The sequence below is a fragment of the Terracoccus sp. 273MFTsu3.1 genome, from assembly GCF_000383675.1.
Classification (GTDB): Bacteria; Actinomycetota; Actinomycetes; order Actinomycetales; family Dermatophilaceae; genus Terrabacter.
In genome coordinates this window covers 406,339-431,459 of the sequence record NZ_KB911823.1, presented here as the reverse complement: position 1 = coordinate 431,459, position 25,121 = coordinate 406,339, and the positions used below count along the sequence as shown (strand labels likewise).

20 protein-coding genes and 1 tRNA gene are annotated in these 25,121 nt (G+C 72.2%); 16 read left to right on the top strand and 5 right to left on the bottom strand.

Translation table 11 applies throughout. The annotated features are described in order from the left end of the window. The first annotated feature begins 55 nt into the window (after positions 1-55). From H283_RS0114920 to H283_RS0114905, 4 genes are all read left to right on the top strand, one after another. Positions 56-129, top strand: a tRNA-Val gene (locus tag H283_RS0114920). Between the two features lie 91 nt (positions 130-220). Further along, positions 221-1,948, top strand: coding sequence for a SulP family inorganic anion transporter (locus H283_RS0114915; RefSeq protein WP_020144331.1), 1,728 nt, complete (start codon positions 221-223; stop codon positions 1,946-1,948). Positions 1,949-1,958: 10 nt separating this feature from the next. Then, on the top strand, positions 1,959-2,315 hold the full coding sequence (locus H283_RS0114910) for a hypothetical protein (RefSeq protein WP_156023209.1): 357 nt from the start codon (positions 1,959-1,961) through the stop codon (positions 2,313-2,315). 49 nt (positions 2,316-2,364) lie between these two features. Further along, on the top strand, positions 2,365-2,886 hold the full coding sequence (locus H283_RS0114905) for a flavin reductase family protein (protein ID WP_020144329.1): 522 nt from the start codon (positions 2,365-2,367) through the stop codon (positions 2,884-2,886). Between the two features lie 105 nt (positions 2,887-2,991). Here the strand turns inward: H283_RS0114905 and H283_RS0114900 are convergent, their stop codons facing one another. Continuing rightward, entirely contained in the window at positions 2,992-5,040 is a 2,049-nt protein-coding gene (locus tag H283_RS0114900) for an acyl-CoA dehydrogenase (protein ID WP_020144328.1), read from the bottom strand. 23 nt (positions 5,041-5,063) lie between these two features. Further along, positions 5,064-5,783 carry a TetR/AcrR family transcriptional regulator gene (locus tag H283_RS0114895; protein WP_020144327.1) on the bottom strand — a complete coding sequence of 240 codons (720 nt, stop codon included), beginning with the start codon at positions 5,781-5,783 and terminating at the stop codon, positions 5,064-5,066. 98 nt (positions 5,784-5,881) lie between these two features. On the opposite strand from H283_RS0114895, the gene H283_RS0114890 reads away from it, so the two are divergent. From H283_RS0114890 to H283_RS0114880, 3 genes are read left to right on the top strand one after another with little or no spacing between them, the layout of a single operon-like run. Beyond that, entirely contained in the window at positions 5,882-7,177 is a 1,296-nt protein-coding gene (locus H283_RS0114890) for an acetyl-CoA C-acetyltransferase (protein ID WP_020144326.1), read from the top strand. Between the two features lie 2 nt (positions 7,178-7,179). Continuing rightward, complete coding sequence (locus H283_RS0114885; protein WP_028785612.1) at positions 7,180-8,499, top strand: 3-oxoacyl-ACP reductase; 1,320 nt, start codon at positions 7,180-7,182, stop codon at positions 8,497-8,499. Between the two features lie 7 nt (positions 8,500-8,506). Continuing rightward, positions 8,507-9,364, top strand: coding sequence for a MaoC/PaaZ C-terminal domain-containing protein (locus H283_RS0114880; RefSeq protein ID WP_020144324.1), 858 nt, complete (start codon positions 8,507-8,509; stop codon positions 9,362-9,364). A gap of 16 nt (positions 9,365-9,380) precedes the next feature. On the opposite strand, the gene H283_RS0114875 is transcribed toward H283_RS0114880, so the two are convergent. Further along, on the bottom strand, positions 9,381-10,304 hold the full coding sequence (locus tag H283_RS0114875; RefSeq protein WP_020144323.1) for a GNAT family N-acetyltransferase: 924 nt from the start codon (positions 10,302-10,304) through the stop codon (positions 9,381-9,383). Further along, entirely contained in the window at positions 10,301-11,236 is a 936-nt protein-coding gene (locus tag H283_RS0114870) for a GNAT family N-acetyltransferase (RefSeq protein ID WP_020144322.1), read from the bottom strand. The genes H283_RS0114875 and H283_RS0114870 overlap by 4 nt, the downstream gene beginning before the upstream one ends. 229 nt (positions 11,237-11,465) lie before the next feature. Between H283_RS0114870 and thrS the strand changes: the two genes are divergently transcribed. From thrS to H283_RS0114825, 9 genes are all read left to right on the top strand, one after another. Beyond that, positions 11,466-13,451 carry a threonine--tRNA ligase gene (gene thrS / locus H283_RS0114865; RefSeq protein WP_020144321.1) on the top strand — a complete coding sequence of 662 codons (1,986 nt, stop codon included), beginning with the start codon at positions 11,466-11,468 and terminating at the stop codon, positions 13,449-13,451. A gap of 196 nt (positions 13,452-13,647) precedes the next feature. Next, the gene (locus tag H283_RS0114860; RefSeq protein ID WP_028785611.1) at positions 13,648-16,932 is read left to right on the top strand and encodes a GH92 family glycosyl hydrolase; all 3,285 of its coding nucleotides are present in this window, start codon (positions 13,648-13,650) and stop codon (positions 16,930-16,932) included. 467 nt (positions 16,933-17,399) lie between these two features. Next, the gene (locus H283_RS0114855) at positions 17,400-18,029 is read left to right on the top strand and encodes an HIT domain-containing protein (RefSeq protein WP_020144319.1); all 630 of its coding nucleotides are present in this window, start codon (positions 17,400-17,402) and stop codon (positions 18,027-18,029) included. 93 nt (positions 18,030-18,122) lie between these two features. Beyond that, complete coding sequence (pgsA, locus tag H283_RS0114850) at positions 18,123-18,746, top strand: phosphatidylinositol phosphate synthase (RefSeq protein WP_020144318.1); 624 nt, start codon at positions 18,123-18,125, stop codon at positions 18,744-18,746. Continuing rightward, positions 18,743-19,795 (top strand): phosphatidylinositol mannoside acyltransferase, encoded by a 1,053-nt coding sequence (locus H283_RS0114845; RefSeq protein ID WP_020144317.1) that lies wholly within the window; start codon positions 18,743-18,745, stop codon positions 19,793-19,795. The genes pgsA and H283_RS0114845 overlap by 4 nt, the downstream gene beginning before the upstream one ends. Further along, positions 19,792-20,964, top strand: a complete 1,173-nt coding sequence (locus tag H283_RS0114840; RefSeq protein ID WP_020144316.1) for a glycosyltransferase family 4 protein — start codon at positions 19,792-19,794, stop codon at positions 20,962-20,964. The genes H283_RS0114845 and H283_RS0114840 overlap by 4 nt, the downstream gene beginning before the upstream one ends. Next, entirely contained in the window at positions 20,961-21,512 is a 552-nt protein-coding gene (locus H283_RS0114835; protein ID WP_020144315.1) for a hypothetical protein, read from the top strand. Before H283_RS0114840 ends, H283_RS0114835 begins: the two co-directional genes overlap by 4 nt. 101 nt (positions 21,513-21,613) lie before the next feature. Beyond that, positions 21,614-22,552: a pyridoxal 5'-phosphate synthase lyase subunit PdxS gene (pdxS, locus tag H283_RS0114830; RefSeq protein ID WP_051103665.1), complete on the top strand. Its 939-nt coding sequence runs from the start codon at positions 21,614-21,616 to the stop codon at positions 22,550-22,552. A 191-nt stretch (positions 22,553-22,743) separates the two neighbouring features. Further along, on the top strand, positions 22,744-23,760 hold the full coding sequence (locus tag H283_RS0114825; protein WP_020144313.1) for a DUF4037 domain-containing protein: 1,017 nt from the start codon (positions 22,744-22,746) through the stop codon (positions 23,758-23,760). On the opposite strand, the gene kynU is transcribed toward H283_RS0114825, so the two are convergent. Next, positions 23,753-25,006 carry a kynureninase gene (gene kynU / locus H283_RS0114820; protein ID WP_020144312.1) on the bottom strand — a complete coding sequence of 418 codons (1,254 nt, stop codon included), beginning with the start codon at positions 25,004-25,006 and terminating at the stop codon, positions 23,753-23,755. The two genes, H283_RS0114825 and kynU, sit on opposite strands and share 8 nt — an antisense overlap. Between the last annotated feature and the right edge of the window lie 115 nt (positions 25,007-25,121).

Below are 25,121 nucleotides of genomic sequence, written 5' to 3'. Positions count from 1 at the left end.
GTTTGGCTCCGTCACCCCGACGCCCGCCGGACCTCACGTCGGCACAGGGGTGCCCGGACGTGTAGCTCAGCTGGTTAGAGCGCTCGCTTCACACGCGAGAGGTCAGGGGTTCGAGTCCCTTCACGTCCACCGATGAATGACGACCGGCAGTAGAGCCGGGGACGAGCAATGATCCCCATCGGGCGATGCGCGTCGTCGTGCAGGTCGCTTGGCTGGTCGGGTGAAGCCGTTCGACCGGGCCTACCGGGGTCGTGGGGCGTTCGCGTCGTCGACGCGACCGCCGATCTCGACGCGGTACGTGCCGTTCGCGCGGTCGCTCGCGACGTACTCACGGCCTCGCCTGCGGACCGACGTCGTGGCCGGTGTCACGGTCGCGGCGTTGGCACTGCCGTCGGCGATGGCGTACGCCGAGCTGGCCGGCGTCCCGGTCAGCGCCGGCCTCTACGCCCTGCTCGTCCCGGTGCTCGCCTACGCGGTGCTCGGGTCGGCGCCCAGGGTCGTGGTCGGCCCGGAGGGCACGGTGTCGCTGCTGATCGCGACCGTGGTCGGCCCGCTGGCCGCCAGCGGCAGCGCACAGTACGCCGCGCTGGCGGCGCTGCTCGCGGTCATGGTGGGGGTCGTCTTCCTGGCGGCCAGGCTGGCCCGGCTCGGCTGGATCGCCGACTACTTCTCGCAGGCGGTCCTCGTCGGCTACATCACCGGCGTCGCCGCGGTGCTGATCCTCGGCCAGCTCGGCAAGCTCCTCGGCATCTCGAGCGACGCGGAGGGGACCGTTCCCGAGACGGTCGACATCGTCGGTCACCTCGGCAGCGCCAACGGCGCCACGGTCCTCGTCGGCCTCCTCTCGTTGGCGCTGCTCGTCGTCGCCGGCCGGATCAGCAGGCGGCTGCCGGGGGCCCTCGCGGTCGTGGTCCTGGGCATCGCCGCGTCCTGGGCGCTCGACCTCGCGGCCCACGGAGTGTCGGTCACCGGCCCCGTGCCGCGGGGACTGCCGTCGCTCGAGCTGCCGGACGTGTCGCGTGCCGACCTCGGCACGCTCGTGGTCGCGGCCCTCGCGGTGTTCCTCGTGGCCTTCTCGGACTCCATCCTCACGGCGCGCTCCTTCGCTGCTCGCCACCACGAGGTCGTCGACGCCAACCAGGAGCTCCTGGCCTTCGGGGTGGCCCAGATCTCGGCCGGCGTCACGCAGAGCATCCCCGTCGGGACCAGCGGGTCCCGCACCGCGGTCAACGACGACATGGGAGCCACGAGCCAGGTCAGCGGGCTGGCAGCCGCGGGGACGATCGCCGTCATCCTGCTCTTCCTCACCGCGCCGATCGAGTACCTCCCCTCGGCGGTCCTCGGTGCGGTCATCGTGTACGCGGCGGCCAAGCTCATTGACCCGGCGCAGTGGCGTGAGCTGGCCCGGAGCAGCCGCGTCGAGGTCGTCATCGCCGCCGTCACCGTCGTGTGCGTCGTGACGATCGGGGTCCTCCAGGCGATCATCGTGGCGGTCCTGCTGTCCGTCGCCGACATCATCCGACGGGCCGCACGACCTGCGGACGCCGTGCTCGGGTGGTCCGCCGGCGACGACCGGTACGTGGACGTCGCGGACCAGCCCGACGCGGGGGTCACCGAGGGTGTCGTCGTCTACCGGATCCAGGACCGCCTGTTCTTCGCCAACGCCCACTACTTCAAGCGCCGCCTGTGGGCTGCCGTGGACGGTGCGCCCAAGCCCGTGCGACACGTGGTGCTCGACGGCTCGTTCATCAGCGACATCGACGCCAGCGCCGAGGTGGCGCTGCGCGAGGTGCTCGACGGGCTCCGCGAGCGCAACATCGAGCTCCACGTGGCACGAGCCGCGCAGGAGCTGCGGCACCGCCTCGACTCGGTCGGGCTGGTCGAGGCCATCGGTGACGACCACTTCCACGGCACGGTGACGGCGGCGGTGCAGGCCTGTACGCACTAGCGTGGCGACCATGATCGCCACGGTCTCGAGCCTGTTCATCTATCCCGACTCCGACGCTCCCGGACAGGAGCTCGCCTCCGTCCAGGTGACCGAGACCGGTCCCGAGGGCAACCGCTCGAAGAAGCACGCCGTGCACCTCGTCTCCGCCGACGACTACGTCGCGACCCACCCCAAGGCCAACATCGTCCTCGACATGGAGTCGTCCGTGCTCGAGAAGCTCGTGGGCCGCATCGTCCGGGTCGGTGAGTGCACGCTCGAGGTGACCCAGACGCCCTCGCAGTGCGCCGGCGTCTACGCCCGCGTCGTCGAGCCGGGCGAGGTGTCGGTCGACGACGCGCTGCTCGTCGCCGAGGCCGAGGCCGAATGAGCGTCCGCCCCGGTGGCCGGTCCGGACCGCCTCCGGGTGGGGACACGGCATGACGATCCACACGGAGCACCCGTTCGACACTCCCGACGAGGACCGCGACCCGGTCCGGCGACTGCGCGGACGCATCGGTGGGACGGTGTCGCTCTGGACGGCCGGCGAAGGCATCGAGCGGGTCGGCCTGACGGTCTCGTCCTACCTCGTGGCCACCGGGGAGCCCGGCAGGGTCATCGGGCTCCTGCATCCCGACTCCGACGTGCTCGACGCGCTCGAGGAGACCGGCACCGCCGTCGTCACGCTGCTCGGCGCGCGTGACGAGCGCCTGGCGGACGTCTTCGCCGGCGTCATGCCCGCGCCCGGCGGGGCCTTCCGGCTCATCGAGTGGGAGCAGACCGACTGGGGTCCACGGCCACGCCATGCCACGACGTGGATGGGCGTGCGCCTCGACCCGGCGAGTCGCCGCGACGTCGGGTGGTCGGTGCTCGTCGAGGCGACGATCGAGCACGCCGAGGTCGGGGTCGAGGACGTCCCGCTCGTCCACCGTCGCGGCCGCTACCAGCGCGCGAAGGACTGACGCACGACTCAGGCGCGGGACGGCATGCGACCTCGGTGGCCGTGCGGCGTCCCGCGCGCCCCCGTGTGAGCTCGCGCGACACGAGCCGCGCGACCGCACGCCGGATCAGGTTGTCCCCGACATCTCCGTCGTCAGCAGGCCCTCGGGGATGCCGAAGGCGTCGACGAGCGTCGTGGCGTGCGGGCGCAGCTCCGCGCAGACCTCGTTGACGAGGGCGGTGAGCGCCTTGGCGCGCGCAGGACTCAGCCGGTCGTGCTCGAGGTACCACGCCTTGTGGCGCTCGATCGTCGACAGGGCGTAGAGGTCGCAGACCCGGGCGAGCACGGCGCGCGCCTCGTCGTCGGTGCAGGACTCGACCGAGGCAGCGAACGTCTCGGCGACCGTGCGCTCGACGTGTGCCGTCGCCGCGTCGACGAGGTGGTCCTGCGTCGCGTTGAAGATCGCGAACGCGTCGGCGCCCGGGGCGGTGGCCCGCCGGAGCCGTCGGGCCAGGCCCTCGATGAGGTGCTCCTCTCGCTCGCGCAACAGACGCAGCTGGGTGCCGCGGATGCCGAAGGTGACGTCCTCCTCGCGGCCCGGCGCGGCGTCGACGAGTCGCTGGATGATGCCCCGCGCGGACGACCGCTCGATGACGGTGCCGCCGACCAGCCGCGCGCCGAAGCGCACGATCCCGGCGGTGTCGAGGTCGCCGAAGGTCGCCTGGTACTCGGCGAGGAGCGACTTGGCGACGAGCTGGAGCAGCACGGTGTTGTCGCCCTCGAAGGTCGTGAAGATGTCGGTGTCGGCCTTGAGCGCGGCGAGACGGTTGGCCCAGAGGTAGCCGGCCCCGCCGCACAGCTCGCGGCACTCCTGGATGGTGTCGGTCGCGTGCCGGGTCGTCAGCACCTTGATGCCAGCCGCCCGGGTCTCGAGCCGGCGCTGGTCCTCCTCGGACGTCGTGCGCCCGGCGAGCACGTCGTCCATCGCGGAGACGAGCTCGTGCTGCGCGAGCTGGAGGGCGTATGCCGTCGCGATCCTCGGCAGCAGGCGCCGCTGGTAGGTGCGGTAGTCGAGGACGGTCGTCTCCACCTCGGTGCCGGGGGCGGCGAACTGGCGGCGCCCGGCGGCATACGTCGTGGTCACGGCCAGGGCCGAACGGGCCGCGGCGCCCGCTCCACCGGCCACCGAGATGCGACCGCGGACGAGCGTGCCGAGCATCGTGAAGAAGCGGCGGCCGGGGTTGTCGATGGGGCTGGTGTAGGTGCCGTCGTCACCGATGTCGCCGTAGCGGCCGAGCAGGTTGGTGCGCGGCACCCGGACGTGGTCGAAGAGCAGCCGTCCGTTGTCGACGCCGGCGAGACCGAGCTTGGGACCGCAGTCCTCGATGGTCACACCCCTTGCGGGAGTGCCGGACTCGTCGCGGATCGGGACGAGCACGCAGTGCACGCCACGGGACTCGCCGCCCACGACGAGCTGTGCGAAGACCGCCGCGATGCGCCCGTCGCGGGCCGCGTTGCCGATGTAGTCCTTGCGTGCCGCGGGCTCGGGGGAGTGGATGACGATCTCGTCGGTCCCCGGGTCGAAGGTCGCCGTGGTCAGCAGGCTCTGCACGTCGCTGCCGTGGCCCGTCTCGGTCATCGCGAAGCAGCCCTGCAGCTCGCCGGACGTGATGCGCGGCAGGAGGTGGTCGTGGCGACTCGTGCCGAGGAGCGAGACCGCGCCGCCGAAGAGGCCCCACTGGACGCCGGCCTTGACGAAGAGCGAGAGGTCGGTGTGACCGAGCATCTCGAAGGCGGCGACGGCCTCGCCGTAGCGGGCGGTGCCGCCCTGGTGCTCGGGGAACCCGCGAGCGGCGTACGGCTCCGCGGCCAGGGCAGCGAGCTGGGCGGTGACCCGGGAGCGGTGCTCCTCCATCGGCAGCGGCGCCGACGGTGGTCCGAACGTCGCGGCGTCGAGCGCTCGGCAGTGGTCACGGACCTCGCCGAACGGGCCGTCGAGGTGGTCGCGGAGGGCCGCGGTCAGCGCGGGTCGGGACGGGGTCTCGGGCCCGGGGCCCGGGTCGAGGTGCTCGGGTGCCGGGGAGCGGCTGGCTGCAGGCGAGCCGACCGAGCTGCCGCGCGAGCCGGTGGGGGAGTCCGTGGGGGAGTCTGTGGGGGAGTCTGTGGCCGTGGACATCTCGGTGCCTTCCGGTCTGGACCTCAGGAGGTCGCGGGGGTCGGGGAGGTGGTCGTGTGCGTGGGGGAGTGGGCCGTGAGGACGGGCGCGAGCCCGTGCCAGGCGAGGTCGGTCAGTGAGTCGACGACGGCGGCGCGCGGGGCGCGGTCGGCCTCGGGGGTGGCGAGCCAGTCGTCGGCGACCGCACGCACGGAGCCGACGAGCGCGATGGCCCACGTGCGGGCCCGTGACGGGTCGGTCGCCGGCGACCGCAGTGCCTCGAGGAGCAGGCCCGTCAGCTGGTCGGTCACCTGGTCGACCGTGCCTCCGACAGGGTCGTCGGCGAGCGGGAGGTCGACGAGCGGCCGGTTGACGACGAAGCGGTAGACCTCGGTGTCGGACTCGACGAGGGCGAGGTAGGCCTCGACGGTGGACGCGACGAGCTCGCGGGTGTCCGCCGCCGACGTGCTCGACCGGCCGAGGGCGGCCCCGACGTTGCCGACGACGCGTCCGTCGATGCGGGCGGCCACGGCACGGTAGAGCCCGGCCTTGTCGTCGAAGTGGCGGTAGATGACGGTCTTGGACGTGCCGGCCTCGGCCGCGATGTCGTCCATCCCGACGCCGGCCCCGTGGGTGCGGATCGCGCGGATCGTCGCGTCGACGAGCGCGGCGCGGCGCTCCTCCCGATGGCGCTCCCAGCGCGAGTCCCGCCCGTCCCGAGGGGCGGCGGGAGCCTGTCCCGGACGATCCACGTCGTTGTCCATCTCACGAAAGTAACAGGTACTGGCTGTATCGACTACTGCCGGTTTCGGTTATCTTGGTCGAGAACGGCAGGTCAGACATCCGACAGCAGGAGAGACCCATGGCTTCCCAGTCCACCCCACGCGCGCTGCGTCGAGTCGCGGTCCTCGGGGGCAACCGCATCCCCTTCGCCCGGTCCAACGGCCCCTACGCCAAGGCGTCCAACCAGGACATGCTGACCGCGACCGTCGACGGACTCGTGGCCCGCTTCGGCCTCGCGGGGGAGCGGCTCGGCGAGGTCGTGGCCGGGGCGGTCCTCAAGCACAGCCGCGACTTCAACCTCACCCGTGAGACCGTGCTCGGCACCCGCCTCGACCCCGCGACCCCGGCCTACGACGTCCAGCAGGCCTGCGGCACCGGGCTCGAGGCGGCCGTCCTCGTCGCCAACAAGATCGCACTCGGCCAGGTCGACGCCGGCATCGCCGGGGGTGTCGACAGCGCGAGCGACGCACCGATCGCCGTGAGCGAGGGCCTGCGCCAGACGCTCCTCGCCGTCAACCGGGCGCGGTCCGCCGGAGAGCGCGCGAAGGCGCTCACGGGCCTGCGCCCGGGTCACCTCGTGCCGGCCGTCCCCGAGAACGTCGAGCCTCGGACGGGGCTCTCGATGGGTGAGCACATGGCCCTGACCGCCGCGCAGTGGGGCATCACCCGTGAAGCCCAGGACGAGCTCGCCGCCGCCAGCCACCAGCACCTCGCCGCCGCCTACGAGCGGGGCTTCTTCGACGACCTCGTCACGCCCTACCTCGGCGTCTCGCGCGACACGAACCTCCGCGCCGACTCCACGGTCGAGAAGCTGTCGACGCTCAAGCCCGTCTTCGGCAAGGGTGAGGGCGCAACCATGACCGCCGGCAACTCGACGCCCCTGACCGACGGCGCCTCGGCGGTGCTGCTCGCGAGCGAGGAGTGGGCGACCGAGCACCGGCTCACGCCGCTCGCATGGTTCGTCGACGCCGAGACCGCGGCGGTCGACTACGTCCACGGAGACGAGGGCCTGCTCATGGCCCCGGCGTACGCCGTCCCGCGCCTGCTCGCCCGCAACGGCCTGTCCCTGCAGGACTTCGACTTCTACGAGATCCACGAGGCGTTCGCCGCGACGGTGCTCACGACGCTCAAGGCCTGGGAGGACCCCGACTTCTGCCGCGAGCGCCTCGGCCTCGACGCGCCGCTGGGCTCGATCGACCGCAGCAGGCTCAACGTCAACGGTTCCTCGCTCGCCGCGGGCCACCCCTTCGCCGCGACGGGCGGACGCATCGTGGCCTCGCTCGCGAAGCAGCTCAAGGAGGCCGGCGGAGGCCGAGGTCTCATCTCCATCTGCGCTGCCGGTGGGCAGGGCGTCGTCGCGATCCTGGAGGCGTGAGCATGACCGACCTCTTCACGACCATCGTCAGCTCGCCCGTGGCCCGAAAGGTCGGCGTGCCACAGCCGACCCGGCTGCGCCGCTACGAACCCGGTATGCCGTTGTGCGAGGGGCCGGTGCTCGTCGCGGGCGGCGGCCGCTTCGCCGACGGCGTCGCCGCCTGGCTCGGGGGCGAGGGGGTCGCCGCGGTGTCCACGCTGCCCGACGAGGGCGACAAGGTCGGGGCGGTGGTCCTCGACCTCAGCGCCGCCACCGACCCGGCCGATCTCGACCAGCTTCGTCTGCTCGGCGCCCCCGCCGTCAAGGCGCTCAGACGCAACGGTCGCGTCGTGGTCATCGGCACGGACCCGGCCACGCTGACGGACGTCGCCGAGGTGACGACCCAGCGTGCCCTCGAGGGCGCCGTGCGCTCCCTCGGCAAGGAGCTGAGAGGGGGAGCGACGGCGAACCTCGTTCTCGCACAGGGGCAGGCGCACGACGGCGTCAGGTCCGCCGTCGAGTTCTTCCTCTCCGGGCGTTCGGCCTACGTCGACGGACAGGTGGTCCGGGTCGACGAGTCCACGAGCGGGGACGTCGACGCGCTGCGCCCTCTCGACGGCAAGGTGGCCGTCGTGACCGGCGCGGCGCGAGGCATCGGTGCCGAGATCGCCCGCGTGCTGGCCCGTGACGGCGCGACGGTCGTCGCGGTCGACGTCCCGGCGGCCGGTGATGCGCTGGCCACGGTGGCCAACGAGGTCAGGGGCACTGCGCTCCAGCTCGACGTCACGTCGGACGACGCCGGCTCCCGCATCGTGGAGCACGCCACGACGCGGCACGGCGGCCTCGACGTCGTCGTGCACAACGCCGGCATCACCCGCGACAAGCTCTTCGTCAACATGGACGACGACCGATGGCACAGCGTCATGGAGGTCAACCTCCGTTCGGTCCTGCGGATGAACGACGCGATCCTCGGCGAGGGCGGACTCGCCGACGGCGGCCGCATCGTCTGCGTCGCCTCGATCGCGGGCATCGCCGGCAACCGTGGCCAGACGAACTACGGCGCGAGCAAGGCCGGCGTCATCGGCCTCGTCACCGCGCTGTCGCGCCAGGTCGCGGACCGCGGGATCACGGTGAACGCCGTCGCTCCAGGCTTCATCGAGACGGAGATGACGGCGCGGATCCCCTTCGCCACGAGGGAGATCGGGCGCCGGATGAACTCTCTCCAGCAGGGCGGCCACCCGAAGGACGTCGCCGAGACCATCGCCTGGTTCGCCCAGCCCGGGGCTGCGGCCGTCACGGGGCATGTGGTCCGCGTCTGCGGCCAGAGCCTGCTCGGGGCGTGAGCGTCCCATGACCAAGGAGATCACCCTCGACGCGGCGCCCGACCTGCGCCGGATCTACGCCACGGCCGCGCTCCGCAGGGGCAGCTCGAGCGACACGCTGCCCGACGTCCGCTGGTCACGGGCCGGCATACGCGTCGACGTCGACGAGCTCGTCGACTACGCCCACGTGTGCCGCTTCCCCGTCTCCGGCACGTTGCCGCCCACCTACCCGCACCTCGTGGCCTTCCCGCTCCAGATGGCGGTCATGAGCGGCGACCGCTTCCCCCTCCCGCTGCTCGGTGCCGTCCACGTCGAGAACCGCATCGAGGCGCTGCGACCCGTCGGGGTCGACGAGCCGCTCGACGTCTCGGTCTGGGCGCAGGACCTCCGACCTCACCGCCGCGGCCGGCAGGTCGACCTCGTGTCAGAGGTCGGGGTGCGGGGCGAGGTCGTGTGGCGCGGGGTGAGCACCTACCTCTCACGCGGGGCCGAGCACCCTGACGCCGACCCGTCCGAGCCACCGTCGACCGCCCCGCTCGCCGCCGTCACGACGGGGCCGCTGTGGCGACTCGGCGAGGGCACCGGTCGGGCGTATGCCGCCGTGTCGGGTGACTGGAACCCCATCCACGTGCACGCGCTGACCGCCAGGCCGCTCGGTTTCCCGAGCGCGATCGCCCACGGGATGTACTCCTACGCCAGGGTGCTCGCCGCCCTCGGGCCGCGGCTGCCGGAGGCCGGGCTCACGAGCCGCGTGTGGTTCCGCAAGCCGGTGCGGCTGCCGTCGTCGGTGCGGCTGCGCACGGCGTTCGAGGCGTCGCGCACGCTCTCGGTCCTCGAGCACGCGAAGGGCGAGATCGAGCACGCCGTCGTCGAGAACACCTGGTGACGGGCGACGGCGCTGCTCACGCCGAGGGTTCGGCGGCGGAGAGGTCCTGGACGAGCCGGTACACCCCGCTCTGCACGACGTAGCCGAGCTCGGCGTTGATCCGGCGGATGCCGGCGTTGTGCTCCTCGTTGTTCGTCCGGGCCTTCGTCGCGCCTGCCGAGGCCGCGGCGACGTGCGCCTGCTGCTTGACGAGGCGCATGAGGCTGCGGCCTCGGAACGCCGGGTCGATGCCGCTGTAGGCGATGAAGAGCTCGCCCGAGCTCACCGTCCCGTAGGAGATCCCGGCGGGCGTGCCGTCGACCCGGGCCACCACACAGATCGGGGTCTCGCCGCTCGTGGTCATCGCGCGGAACTTCTCGAGCGTCATGACGAAGCCGACCGCCGCCTCGGGGTTGGTCTGGCTCGCCCGGAGCATGGTCTCGACCGCGCCCTCGTCGTCGAAGTCGAGGTCCGGGACCTCCTCGAGGACCACCCCGGCCGGCACGACGGGGGCCTCGGGCGGGTGCTCGACGAGGTCGAGAGCCGAGTCGATCGCGTGCTCCTCGACGCCGAAACCCCAGTGGCGCACGATCTCGAGAGACCTCGGCTCGTCGTCGTAGACGCCTCCGCCGAGTCGTCGAGTCGTGTCGGGGACGTGGGGGAGCAGGAACCGGCGCAGGGCGCTCCCCACGCCGCGCCCCTCGTGGTCACGGGCGACCACGACCCGGAGCATCGACCGGTCCGGCGGCGCGAACGTGGGCCGGAGCGACAGGCCGATGCCGAGGAGGTGCTCGTCGTCGTCCCTCGCGACGGCCACGACGAGATGGGTGAACACCTCGGGCGACTCGAACGGCCAGGCCACCTCGGCCCTCGTCAGGTGCTGGAGCCGAGCACTGGCGAGCTCGATGACCTCGGCGTGGGCAGCGGGTGACGCCAGCGCCACGGTGATCGACGTCGTCACCCCAGGCCCCCCGGTCGCCAGACCCAGTTGCGGCGGTCGTAGACCTCGACGAAGCCCGAGCGCAGCATGTTGTGGAGCGACGGGTTGTGGGCTCCCTCGAGCTCCTGCCAGGTCTCCGCACTCATCCACGTGCAGCCGGCCGCCCGCGCCGCCTCGACCCTCAGCCGCATGAAGGCCGACTGGGCACCACGGCCGCGCGCCTCGGGGAGGGTCGCCGCCCCGCAGAAGGCAGCCGCCGGCCCCGCGACGTGCAGGTTGGCGGCGGCGACGAGCTCGTCCCCGTCCCAGGCGCCGTAGGCGGTGAACCCCGGTCCGCCGGATCCGGCCGCCGCGAACATCGAGAGCAGGTGCGGCTCGGGCGGCATCCCGAAGCCGCCGGCGAAGACGCGGGCGTACGCCTCGGCGTCCTCGGGACCGATCGTGCCCACCCGGAGGTCGGTCGTCGACGTGGTCGTCGACGTGGCCGCCGGGCGGAGCAGCTTGGCCCAGACGGACCCACCCACGATGCCGTGGCGCGCGCAGATGTCGTCCCAGTCAGCCGGGAGGGCGGCCGGCGCGACCTGGAGGCAGAGGGCCGGCGCGCCGGCGGACGCGTAGAGGTCCACGAGGTGCGACACGAGGGCGTCCGTGACCGGCTCGGTGACGCCGAAGCCGAGGGCCTTGTTCCAGTAGCCGCCCGTGGGGTCACCGGCCATGACGACGGCCACGCCACCGGCCACGCGTTCGGATTGCATGCCCAGCGCGGCCTTCGCCGTGGCGGGTGCGCCGTCGTGCAGGGCGAGCATGAACGCCGCCTCGGCCGTCTCGGCCAGCGCGAGCGCCGTCGAGCGGTCGAGCCCGAGCGACTCCCACCCGGGCACAGGCGGCACGGGCGGCACGGGCGGCGCTGCCGGCACGGCCGGCGGTGACGGACTGTCGGTCGGCTGCTCCACGGGCGTCCCTCCTGTGCCGGGGCGCGCTCGGAAGACGGCGGCCCGGCTCACCAGTATCCGCTCGGGAGCCGTCCTGCGGGCCACTTCGGGCCGGCCGAGGTGGGTCCCCCGACCAAACCGTGTCGCTCGGTCCCGCGGCGCCTCGATACGCTTGCACGAGCCGCCTGCAGCGGCGCCCCCACGACCCGCCGCCCGACGGCGGGTCCCGTTCGAACGAGGAGCACCAACCGTGTCTGCACAGATCACCGTCACCGTCGCCGGAAGCGAGCGATCGGTCGCGGAGCAGACGACGGCGGGTGAGCTCTTCGAGGGTGACCGCGCCGTCGTCGTCGCGCGCGTCAACGGTCAGCTGCGCGACCTCTTCCACGTCCTCGCCGACGGCGACGTCGTCGAGCCCGTCACGGTCGACAGCGAGGACGGGCTCGCCGTCCTGCGCCACTCGACCGCCCACGTGCTCGCCCAGGCCGTCCAGTCGCTCCACGCCGACGCCAAGCTCGGCATCGGGCCGCCCATCCGTGACGGCTTCTACTACGACTTCGACGTCGAGACCCCGTTCCACCCCGATGACCTCAAGGCCCTCGAGAAGGCCATGCAGAAGATCATCAACGAGGGGCAGACCTTCGCGCGGCGGGTCGTCACCGACGCCGACGCGCTCGAGGAGCTCAAGGACGAGCCGTACAAGTGCGAGCTCGTCGGTCTCAAGGGCGGCAACGCCGACGAGGCCGCCGAGGGCGCCGGTGTCGAGGTCGGGGCCGGTGAGCTGACGATCTACGACAACATCCGCCGTGACGGCACGCGCGCGTGGGGCGACCTGTGCCGCGGCCCGCACATCCCGAGCACCAAGCTCATCGGCAACGCGTTCAAGCTGATGCGCTCGGCCGCCGCCTACTGGCGCGGGTCCGAGAAGAACCCGCAGCTCCAGCGCGTCTACGGCACCGCGTGGCCGACCAAGGACGACCTCAAGGCCTACCTCGACCGCCTCGCCGAGGCCGAGCGCCGCGACCACCGCCGCATCGGCGCCGAGATGGACCTCTTCAGCTTCCCCGACGAGCTCGGCTCCGGCCTCGTGGTCTTCCATCCCAAGGGCGGCGTCATCAAGCGCGAGATGGAGGACTACGTCCGCCGCCGGCACATCGAGGAGGGCTTCTCGTACGTCGGCACGCCGCACATCAGCAAGGAGGGCCTCTTCCACACCTCAGGCCACCTGCCGTACTACGCCGACACGATGTTCCCGCCGATGGAGCTCGAGGGCGTGAAGTACCAGCTCAAGGCGATGAGCTGCCCCATGCACAACCTCATCTACCAGTCGCGTGGTCGCTCCTACCGCGAGCTGCCCCTGCGCCTCTTCGAGTTCGGCGGGGTCTACCGCTACGAGAAGTCCGGCGTCGTGCACGGCCTGACCCGCGTGCGCGGCCTGACCCAGGACGACTCGCATAGCTACGTCACCAAGGAGCAGGCGCCGGGCGAGATCAAGCACCTGCTCGACTTCTGCCTCGGGCTCTTCCGCGACTTCGGCCTCGACGACTTCTACCTCGAGCTGTCGACCCGTGAGACCGAGGGCGAGAAGGCGGACAAGTTCATCGGCACGAATGCCCAGTGGGAGGAGGCCACCGCCGTCCTCGAGCAGGTGGCCACCGAGTCGGGTCTCGACCTCGTGCCCGACCCGGGTGGCGCTGCGTTCTACGGGCCCAAGATCTCGGTCCAGGCGCGGGACGCCATCGGCCGCACCTGGCAGATGTCGACGATCCAGTACGACTTCAGCCAGCCCGAGCGCTTCGGCCTCGAGTACCAGGCTGCTGACGGCACCCGCCAGCAGCCGGTCATGATCCACTCCGCGAAGTTCGGCTCGATCGAGCGTTTCCTCGGTGTCCTCGTCGAGCACTACGCCGGTGCCTTCCCGGTGTGGCTCGCCCCGGTCCAGGCGCTCGGCGTTCCGGTCGCCGAGGACTACGCGGACTACCTCGGTGAGGTGCTGGACCGCCTGAAGCGCAAGGGAGTCCGCGTCGAGCTCGACGCCAGCGACGACCGCTTCCCGAAGAAGATCCGCAACGCGAGCAAGTCGAAGGTGCCCTTCACGCTCATCGCCGGCGAGGAGGACCGCGCCGCCGGCGCCGTCTCGTTCCGCTACCGCGACGGCTCGCAGAAGAACGGCGTGCCCGTCGACGACGCCATCACGGAGATCCTCGCCGCGATCGAGAGCCGCGCGCAGGTCTGAGCGCCGTCCTCGACCGGAGCCACCGACGTATGCCGTCGGGTCGGGTGCCCCTCATCGGGACCGGGCCCGGCGGCATACGTCCGCTTCTGTCCGATGTCGCACGTCCATCGGACAGGACACCGGCCACCGGTTGACCGTCGCGCCGGTCGTCACGAGTCTCGGGCAGGACATCGTCGTCGCCCGTGAAGGAACCTCCATGCGCACCGTGCTCCGCTCGCTCGGCACCGCCGTCCTCGCCGCCGCCGTCCTCGGCCCCGTCCTGCCCTCCGGGGCGCCACCCGCGGCAGCCGCTCCCACCGAGCGGCTCGTCGACGCGGTCAACCCGTTCATCGGCACCCAGGACAACGGCAACACCTTCCCGGGGGCCAGCGCTCCGTTCGGCATGGTGCAGGTGAGTCCCGACACCGGGGGAGAAGGCGGCTACGACCACTCGCAGGGCTCGATCTACGGCTTCAGCCAGACCCACCTGTCGGGCGTCGGATGCCCGGTGGTCGGCGAGCTGCCGGTCATGCCGACGACCGGCTCCGTGACGACCGTGGACCCGGACCGCTACCGGTCCACCTACAGCCACACCGACGAGGAGGCCGAACCCGGCTACTACCGCGTCGGCCTGGCGAGCCACGGCGTCCAGGCCGAGCTGACCGCCACCGACCGCACCGGCTGGCAGCGCTACACGTTCCCGGCCGACAAGCAGCCGAACGTCCTGCTCAACACCGGCAAGGCCAACATGCGGGTCTTCGACTCCGAGGTCCACGTCGTCGGCGACCGGGTCGTCGAGGGCCGCATCCACGACGGCAACTTCTGCGCGGGCAAGGACGAGCACACGGTGTGGTTCCGGGCCGAGTTCGACCGGCCCTTCAGCTCGTTCGGCACCTGGAGCGGGTCGACGCTGACGTCAGGGGCCCGTGACGCGTCCACGACGAACGCCGGCAACGGGGCCGCGGTCACCTTCCCGACGGGCACGACGTCCGTGACGATGAAGGTCGCCCTCAGCTACACCGGCCCCGACGGCGCGCGCACCAACCTGGCCAAGGAGACCGGTGACTCGTTCGACTTCGACGCCACCCGGGCCGCGCTCGCCCAGCGGTGGGAGTCCGAGCTCGGCAAGGCCCGCGTCACGGGCGGCACGACCGAGCGTCGCACCGCCTACTACACCGCGCTCTACCACTCGCTCATGCACCCGAACCTCGCGTCCGACGTCGACGGTCGGTACCACGGCTGGGACGGGAAGAACCACGTGGCGCAGGGCTACACGCCGCGCCAGAACTTCTCGCTGTGGGACACCTACCGCCCGCAGAACCAGCTCCTCGAGGTCCTCGCACCCGACGTGGCCCGCGACTCCTACCTGTCCGTGCTCGCCATCGGTCGCGAGGGCGGATGGCTGCCCCGTTGGGCGCTCGTCAACAGCGAGACCAACATCATGACCGGCGACCCGGTCACCCCGTTCCTCGTCGAGGGCTGGAGCAAGGGCTTCCTCACCGGCCACGAGGCGGAGGCGTACGCGCTGCTCAAGCAGAACGCGACCGAGCGCCCGCCCGCCGACAGCCAGTACAACGGCCGCGCCGGGCAGCACTGGTACGAGAAGCTCGGCTACATCCCCTTCGGTCTGGACGTGGGCACCGACTGCGTGTCGCACGGCGGGGACAACGACTGCGCCCACCCCGCCTCGGCGACGCTGGAGTACTCCGCCGCCGACGCGTCCCTCGCCCTGATGGCCAAGGGGCTGGGCCACACCGCCGACGCGGCGATGCTCACCGAGCGCAGCGGCTGGTACCGCAACCTCTGGGACGCCGGGACGCAGACCTTCCGCCCGCGTCTGGCCGACGGGACGTGGCTCGACCCCTACGACCCCGTCGAGGCGTCGCACGCCTTCCACGAGGGCGGCTCGTACCAGTACCAGTGGCTCGTCCCGCAGGACCCGGCCGGCCTCACCCGCCTCATGGGTGGTCGGGCGGCGACCGAGAAGCGCCTCGACGACTTCTTCGCCTACCCGGAGCTGCTCACCGACCCGGCCGGCACCGCACGCACCGACTGGATCGAGGCGACCTACGCCTACTACAGCAAGCCCACCTACAACCCGAACAACGAGCCCGACCTGCTCGCGCCCTACGTCTACGCCTGGGTCCAGCAGCCCGCCAAGATCGCCACGGTGGCACGGGCGGCCTTCACCCTCTTCACCGACGGCCCCGACGGCATGACCGGCAACGACGACCTCGGCACGATGTCGGCGTGGTACGTCTTCTCGTCCTGGGGCCTCTACCCGACGATGAGCGGGTCGAACGTCTTCGTCGTCAGCTCGCCCCAGTTCGAGCGCGTCGACGTCGCCGTGGCCGCTCCGACGTCGGTGCGCACCGGACAGGGCGGTCACCTGACGATCACCGCGCCCGGGGTGTCCGACGACCGGCGCTACGTCCAGACCCTGACCGTCGACGGTGCCCGGAGCACGAAGAGCTGGGTCGGCTGGGACGCCATCCGGCAGGGAGGGTCCGTCGCGCACACCGTGGGGACGACCCCGAGCCGTTGGGGCACGACGCCGGCCGACGTGCCGCCGTCGGCCGTGCAGGCCGGACGCGACCCGCGCCTGTCGCTCTCGATGGCCGCTCGTCCGAACCCCGTCGTCGTGCCGACCGGGGCGCGTGAGGCCCGCCTCGCCGTCGACCTCGTGGGCCAGGCCCCGAAGAGTCTGCCGGTCGACGTGTCCGTGACGGCCCCCGCAGGCTGGACGGCCGCGGTGGGCTCGGGCGGCGAGGGTGCTGCCGTGCTGCACAGCAACGGCGTGCCCGCGAGCGCGACCGTTCCGGTGACCCTTCGCCTCCCCGCCGGCCTGGGCGTGGGTGACCACGAGGTGGTCGTGACCGCCACCGCCCCCGGCGTCGATGCCGTGACGCGCACGGTGCCCGTCCAGGTCCGCGAGGCCCTCGACTGCGTGGACGGCGCACCGGGGTGCGCCGTGGACCTGGCGCCGGCCCGCAACCACGACGGCACGGCGACCGTCGCCGCACCGAGCGAGGGCAACTTCGACGGCAGCGGCTGGAGCTACGACGCAGCCCTGCTGCCCGCTCCGGGCCCGTGGGTGCACGACGGGACCACGTATGCCGCCCCGGTCACCTCCGGCACGACGCCGAACTTCGTCGAGGGGCGCGGCCAGACGCTGCTCGTCCAGGCCGGCAGCCGCTCGACGATCCATCTCGTCGGGTCGACGCACAACGGCGACGTGGGGACGGCCCTGCGCCTGACCTACACGGACGGCAGCGTCCAGTCCGTCCCGGTCGCACTGACCGACTGGGCGGCGGGCAGCGGGCACAACGGCAACACCGTCGCGATTGCCATGGACCATCGGATCAAGGGCGGTTCGGGCGTCGACGGACCTCCGGTCCAGATCTTCGGCACGACCGTGGCCGTGGACCCGGCCCGGCAGCTCCAGGCCGTCACCCTGCCCGCCGACGACCGCTTCGAGGTGTACGCCCTGACGCTCCGCTGACCGGCCTCGAACGGCCCTCGCGCGGGCCGGGGGCGGCGTGTCCGGGCGACACGCCGCCCCCTCTCGGTCGCACCGAAGAAAGTGCCGACAAGGGCTTGCGCGCCGGCGTCCGCGGGGTTACAAATGATGAACCGAACCGCTTCGGCGGATCGGTTTCCGAATCGCTTCGGCGAGGACGAACAGAAGGCCCGGGAACTCATACTTCCCGGGCCTTCACCTTCCTTCGCACCGGGTCGACCGACGAGTCCGTCCAGGCCTGTGCGTCAGAGGATCCCGGCCCTGCGGCTCTCACACCCGCAGGGCTGTTCCCTGTCCGGGTCCTGTCGGGGTCCGGGGACGACGAAGGCCCTGCGGTCTCACACACCGCAGGGCCGACTCCATTGAACCGAAGGTCGGGCCGATGGGGAAATCGACACGCGGCCGACGGGTCGTCGCCCGTCGCGGGCCTCGTCCTAGGATCAGTCACCATGACGACGCAGGGGAGTGGCCCGACGCCCACGGGTGGAAGCCCCGACCCCCAGCCCACCCCGGATCCCACCGTCGAGCCGGCGGCCGACTTCGCCCGCGTCGAGGACGGCTTCGAACGGCTCTGGACCCCGCACCGGATGGCCTACATCCTCGGTGACAAGCCCACCGACGAGGCCGGGCACGGCTGCCCGTTCTGCGCCGCTCCGGGCAAGACGGACGCGGATGGCCTCATCGTCCACCGCGGCGAGCACTGCTACGTCGTGATGAACCTCTTCCCGTACAACCCGGGCCACGTCCTCGTCTGCCCCTACCGTCACGTCTCCCTCTACGTCGACCTCACCGACGACGAGACGGCCGAGTTCACGGCGTTGACGAAGCAGGCCGTGCACGCCCTCCAGTCGGCCTCGGAGCCGCACGGCTACAACCTCGGCATGAACCAGGGAGCCGTGGCCGGCGCCGGGGTCGCAGCCCACCTGCACCAGCACGTCGTGCCCCGCTGGAGCGGCGACTCGAACTTCCTGCCCATCGTCGCCCAGACCAAGGCGCTACCCGTCCTGCTCGAGGACACCCGCGCGCGCCTCGTCGACGCGTGGCCGACCGACCGGCCGACCGACCCGACCACCGGCTGAGGACCACCCGGTGCGCGCCCGCAGGTCACGGACGCGCCACGGAGCGTGCGCCGGGCCCGAGCACACCCGACCGGTCAGTACGCTGTCACCACCATGCTCAACAGACTCCTGCGCGCGTCGCTGACCAAGATCCTCGGTCCGATCGCCCACCTGTTCCTCCGGCTCGGGATCAGTCCCGACGTCGTGACGGTCGTCGGCACCCTCGGGGTGTGCGCCGGGGCTCTGGCGTTCTTCCCCCGCGGTGAGATCTGGGTCGGTGTGCTCGTCATCACCGCGTTCGTCTTCTCCGACAACGTCGACGGCATCATGGCCCGCGAGTCCGGCCGCTCGAGCAAGTGGGGGGCCTACCTCGACTCCACGCTCGACCGCATCGGTGACGCCGCGATCTTCGGCGGCCTCGTGCTCTTCTACGCCGGCAAGGGCAACAACCAGCTCATGGCCGGGCTCGCGCTCAGCTGCCTCATCCTCGGCAGTGTCGTGTCCTACGCCAAGGCTCGGGCAGAGGGCCTCGGCTACACGGCCAACGTCGGGATCGCCGAACGCGCCGACCGGCTCGTCGCCGTACTCGTCGCCGCCTTCTTCGCCGACCTCTTCAACTCGACGATCCTGCTCGGCGTCGTCCTGGGCCTGCTCGCGGTGGCGAGCCTCGTCACCGTCCTCCAGCGGATGCTGACGGTGCGTCGCCAGGCTCTCGCCTCCGGCGAGGTGGGCGCGTGACCGACCTCGCACGGCGCGCGACCGACACCGTCAGCGTGCTCGGCTTCAAGCTCGGGTGGTCCGTCGTGCGCGCCCTCCCGGAGCGGGCGGCATACGCCCTCTTCGACCGGGTGGCGGCCATCGCCTTCCGGCGCGGTGGGAAGGGCATCGACCGGCTCCGATCGAACTACCGTCGGGTGCGGCCCGAGCTGTCCGACGCCGACCTCGACTCGCTGGTGCGCCACGGCATGCGCTCCTACATGCGCTACTACTGCGAGGCGTTCCGGCTCCCCTCGCTCACCCGGGCCCAGATCGACGGGGCGGTGGTCGTACGTGGCGACGCCGAGGTCCGTGAGCTGTGCGCGCGCGGTGACGCGGGGGTCGTCTTCGTGGGCCACCTCGGCAACTTCGACCTCGCCGCAGCCTGGTCCGCCGGCAACCTCATGCCGGTGACGACCGTCGCCGAGCGGCTCAAGCCCGAAGAGGTGTTCCAGGAGTTCGTGGCGTTCCGGCGCAGCATCGACATGGACATCATCCCGCTCACCGGCGGGGACGACCCGTTCCACGGGCTGCTCGACGCGGCGCGGAGCGGCGGGAGGCTCATCGCGCTGGCCGCCGACCGTGACCTCACGAACGGCGGCGTCGAGGTCGACCTCCTCGGCCACCGCGCACGCATGGCCAAGGGGCCGGCCGTCCTGTCCCTCATGACCGGTGCGCCGCTCTTCGCGGCCCGGATCTGGTACGAACCCGCTCCCGCGGGCACCGGGCTCGGAGGACACCGCACGGTCATCGAGTTCAGCAACCGCCTCGTGCCCCGTGTCGAGGGCACGACGGCGGTCAAGGCGGCCGACCTCATCCAGCAGTGCGCCGACCACCTCGCCGTCGCGATCCGCGAGCACACGTCGAGCTGGCACATGCTCCAGCGGGTCTTCGTCGACGACCTCGACGCTCCCGCGCCTGCCTCGGCCGACGCCGCTGCCCAGCCCGCCGCTCAGTCGGCGGAGTCGGCGCAGTCGGCACAGTCGGCACAGTCGGCGGAGTCGGCGCAGTCGACGGGACGCACGACGTGAGGATCGGGATCGTCTGCCCGTACTCGTTCGACGTCCCGGGCGGGGTGCAGTTCCACGTGCGCGACCTCGCCGAGCACCTCATCGGCCAGGGCCACGACGTGTCCGTGCTCGCGCCGGCAGACAGCGAGACCGCGCTGCCCGACTACGTCACGTCGGCGGGCAGGGCCACCGCCGTGCGCTACAACGGCTCCGTCGCGCGTCTCAACTTCGGTCCCGTCACGGCGTCCAAGGTCGGCAAGTGGCTCGACGCCGGCCAGTTCGACGTGCTCCACCTCCACGAGCCGGTCACGCCCAGCGTCAGCGTGCTCGCGCTCATGGCGGCCGAGGGGCCCATCGTCGCGACCTTCCACACCTCGATGCTGCGGTCGCGGACGATGCAGACCGCCTACCCGATCATCCGACCCAGCCTGGAGAAGATCGCCGGCCGCATCGCCGTGAGCGAGGACGCCCGTCGGACGGTCACGACCCACGTCGGCGGCGACGCGGTCGTCATCCCCAACGGCGTCTACGTCGACCGGTTCGCGGGGGCCCCGCGGCGCTCCGCGTGGATGGGCACGCCCGCGTCGCCGACGATCGCCTTCCTCGGCCGGATGGGGGAGCCGCGCAAGGGACTCCCGGTGCTCGCGGCGGCCCTGCCCGAGATCCTCCGCTCGATCCCGGGACTGCGTGTCCTCGTCGCCGGGCCCGGCGACCCCGAGGAGGTCACCGAGGGCTGGCCGCCCGAGGTCGTCGCCGCGTGCGAGTTCCTCGGCTCCGTCTCTGACGACGACAAGGCGTCGCTGCTGGCGTCCGTCGACGTCTACGTCGCGCCCAACACCGGGGGAGAGAGCTTCGGCATCATCCTCATCGAGGCGATGAGCGCCGGCGCCTGCGTCCTCGCCAGTGACCTCGCGGCCTTCTCACGAGTGCTCGACGGCGGCACGGCGGGCGCGATGTTCGCCAACGAGCAGCCCGACGACCTCGCGCGCACGCTCGTCGACCTGCTCCGGCGACCCGAGCGCCGCGCCGAGCTCGCCGCCGCCGGACAGCACCGGGCCAGCCTCTTCGACTGGTCGGTCGTCGCCGACGAGATCCTCGCCGTCTACGAGACCGTCATCGAGGGTGTCGCGGCCGCGCACCTCGAGCCGCAGGGACGCTGGAACCGCTTCCTGCGCGGGGGTGCCCGGTGAGCGAGGTCCTCTCGTGGGTCTTCGCGATCCTCTTCGTCCTCGTCGTCATCGCCTGGTACCTCTCCTACACGGCGGCCCGTCTCGACCGGCTCCACGTCCGCCTCAGCGGCACCCTCGCCGCCCTCGACGCGCGGCTGGTGCGCCGGGCCGAGGCGGCCGTCGAGCTGGCCAACAGCGGGCTCCTCGACGGTGCCACGGCGCTCATCCTGGCCAACGCGGCGGCGGAGTCCCTTGAGGCGCCGTCGGAGCACGGCGACGCCCGCGAGCTCGCCGAGAACGACCTCACCGAGGCCCTCGAGCTCGCCCTCACACCGCAGGCGGTCAGCACGCTGCGCTCGACGGCGCTGGGGCAGGACGTGCTCGCCCGACTCGCCTCGGCCTGCACGCGCGTGCAGCTGGCGCGACGCTTCCACAACGACGCCGTCACCGACGTCCGCCGGGTGCGGCGCAAGTGGACCATCCGCATGTTCCACCTCGCGGGCTACACCCCGATGCCGCACACCATCGAGTTCAACGACGACTCGCCGGAGCACCTCGCCCTCGTGTGACCGGCCCCACGCGCTCGACCCCGGACCGCGTCGTCCCCACCTCGCGCGGGGGCCTACGCTTTGAGGCACACCGAACCCAGATCACGGGAAAGCAGGACATCGTGAGCACCACCCCGACCTCGGGCAGCACGCCCGCGGCTGACCAGCAGAGCGGCACGAGCCACACCGGCACGACGCGCGTGAAGCGCGGCATGGCCGAGATGCTCAAGGGCGGCGTCATCATGGACGTCGTCACGGCCGAGCAGGCCAAGATCGCCGAGGACGCCGGCGCCGTCGCCGTCATGGCTCTCGAGCGCGTCCCCGCCGACATCCGCGCCCAGGGCGGCGTGTCGCGGATGAGCGACCCCGACATGATCGACGGCATCATCGAGGCCGTCTCGATCCCGGTCATGGCCAAGGCCCGCATCGGCCACTTCGTCGAGGCGCAGGTGCTCCAGAGCCTCGGCGTCGACTACATCGACGAGTCCGAGGTGCTGACCCCGGCCGACTACGCCAACCACATCGACAAGTGGCAGTTCACCGTGCCCTTCGTCTGTGGCGCGACCAACCTCGGCGAGGCCCTGCGCCGCATCACCGAGGGCGCGGCGATGATCCGCTCCAAGGGTGAGGCCGGCACCGGTGACGTCTCGAACGCCACGACCCACATGCGCACCCTGCGCGCCGAGCTCAACCGCCTGCACTCGATGAGCCCCGACGAGCTCTACGTCGCGGCGAAGGAGCTCCAGGCTCCCTACGAGCTCGTCAAGGAGGTCGCCGAGGCCGGCAAGCTCCCCGTCGTGCTCTTCACGGCCGGAGGCATCGCGACCCCTGCCGACGCCGCGATGATGATGCAGCTCGGCGCCGAGGGTGTCTTCGTCGGCTCGGGCATCTTCAAGTCCGGCAACCCGGCCCAGCGCGCGGAGGCCATCGTCAAGGCGACGACCTTCCACGACGACCCCGACGTCATCGCCAAGGTCTCGCGTGGCCTCGGCGAGGCCATGGTCGGCATCAACGTCGACGAGCTCGCCCAGCCGCACCGTCTCTCCGAGCGCGGTTGGTGACCTCCGCACTCCCAGCCTGACACCGGCGTGTGCCGCCGTGCCCCACCGGGCACGGCGGCACACGCCGTCATGCCGCGCGACCCACCCACCTCGCGACACACCGTGCAGGTCGCAACACACCCGCGCCCGATCCCGGTGAGTCGGGACCTGCACGGTGTGTTGCGGAGACGGGGGCTGGCACGATCGGGGGCGTGAGTCCTTCCGGAACCGAGCTGTCGCGGGCCTACCTCGACGAGATCGTCGAACCGCTCGTGCGGGGGCGCTGGCCCGGGATGCCTTGTGCCGCAGCGCGTCTCGGCAGCGGGTCCGACGTCCTCGGTCTCGACGACGCGATGTCGCGCGACCACGACTGGGGGCTGCGCCTCAACCTCCTCGTCCCCGACGATGTCGTCATCGCCGTCGACGACCACCTCGCCGAGCAGCTGCCCGAGTCGTTCGCCGGCCACCCCACCCGGTTCGCGACCACGTGGGACCCGGCCGTGCGCCACCGGGTGCAGGTCGAGACGGCGCGCGACCTCGCCGTCTCCCGCCTCGGCGTCGACCCCACCCGCGACCTGACGGTGGACGAGTGGCTCTCCCTCACGGGGCAGGCCGTCCTCGAGGTCACCGGGGGAGAGGTGTTCGTCGACGACGTGGGCGAGCTGGACGGCATACGGCAGCGGCTTGAGTGGTATCCCGACGACGTCTGGCGGCACGTCGTCGCGACCGACTGGGCCCGGCTCGGGCAGGAGCTCCCCTTCGTCGGCCGGACGGCGGAGCGCGGCGACGAGCTCGGCTCGCGCGTGGTCGCGGCGCGGCTGGCCGGGATCGCGATGCACCTCGGCCACCTGGTGGAGCGCCGGTGGCCGCCGTACGCCAAGTGGCTCGGCACGAGCTTCGCCCGGCTGCCCCGGGCCGCAGCCGCGCTCGCGCCGCTCGACCGCGCGCTGGCGGCACCCGACTGGCGGCAGCGGGAGGCCGGCCTCGTCGAGGCGCTGCGCCTGCTCGCCGCGGTCCAGGGCGACGCCGGACTGCCGACCACCGCCGAGCCGGTCGAACCGTTCTGGGACCGGCCCTACCGCGGCGTGCGCGCGGCCGTCGTCGACGCTCTCGAGGCGAGCGTCACCGACCCGGTCGTGCGGGCGCTGGCGCGCGGGGTCGGCTCCGCCGAGCAGTGGAGCGACAACGTCGACGTGCTCGTGGACGCCTCGCTGCGGCGCCTCAGGTGACGGCGCCGCGCTCCGCGAACTCGGGGCGCTCGAACTCCCGCCCGTCGAGGACCTCCTTGACGTGGACCGCGGCCCGCACCGCGTCCACGTGGGTGACGTAGAGCGGTGCGAAGCCGAGGCGGATGATGTCGGGCTCGCGGAAGTCACCGATGACGCCGCGCGCGATGAGCGCCTGCACGACGGCGAAGGCCTGCGGGTGACGCAGCGAGACCTGCGAGCCACGGCGCTCGGGGTCGCGCGGCGTCGCCAGCGGGAGGTCGACCCCCAGCGCGTCGAGGGCGTCGATGAACGTGCCGGTCACCGAGAGCGACGCCGCCCGGACGTCGGCGGGGGAGAGGCCGTCGTATGCCGTGAGCGCGGCCTCGAGGGCGAGCACCGAGAGCAGGGGCGGGGTCCCGACCCTGGCCCGGGTGATGCCGGGCGCGGGCTCGTAGTCCGGACGCATCTCGAAGGGGTGGGCGTGCCCCTGCCAGCCGGTCAGGGGCTGCTCGAAGTCGTCCTGGTGGCGGGCCGCCACGTAGAGGAAGGCGGGGGCACCCGGGCCGCCGTTGAGGTACTTGTAGCCGCACCCGACGGCGAGGTCCGCACCGCCGTCGTCGAGGTCGACCTCGATGACCCCGGCGGAGTGGCAGAGGTCCCAGCACGCAAGAGCGCCCACGGCGTGGGCGGCCTCGGTGATCGCGCGCAGGTCCCAGAGCTCGCCCGTGCGGTAGTCGACGCTCGAGTAGGAGGCGAGCGCGAGGGCGTCACCGACCTCGGCGATGGCGGCGACGGCGTCACGCGGGTGGATCCGGCGCACCTCGAGGCCGGCGAGCTCCGCTGCGGACTCGGTCATGTAGAGGTCGGTCGGGAAGGAGTCGGGGTCGGTGAGCACGACCGTGCGGCCGGGCCGCAGGCGGCCGGCGCCGATGACCGCCTTGAAGAGGTTGACCGACGTCGAGTCGGTCACGACCACCTGCCCGGGAGCGGCCCCGACGAGACGCCCGACGGCGTCGCCGACGCGGGTCTGTGCGCCCCACCAGTCGGCCTCGTTCCACGAGCGGATCAGCCGCTCACCCCACTGGCGGTGCATGACGTCGTCGACGACGGCCGGCACGGCGCTCGGCAGGGCCCCGAGCGAGTTGCCGTCGAGGTAGATGACGTCGTCGGGGAGCGTGAAGAGGCCGCGGGTGCTCCGGAGCGGGGAGGCAGCATCGGCCTGCTCGGCACGGGCGGTCAGGTCGTCGTGGGTATGCACCGTCGTCATGGCCGCAACGTATCCGGTGGCGTCGTGCCGATGTCAGGGGCGCCTCCGCGGACGTCTGGCATCCGAGACGGTTCTCCGGCCCCGACCCGTGGCGCGACGGTCATGGCGAGCGCTC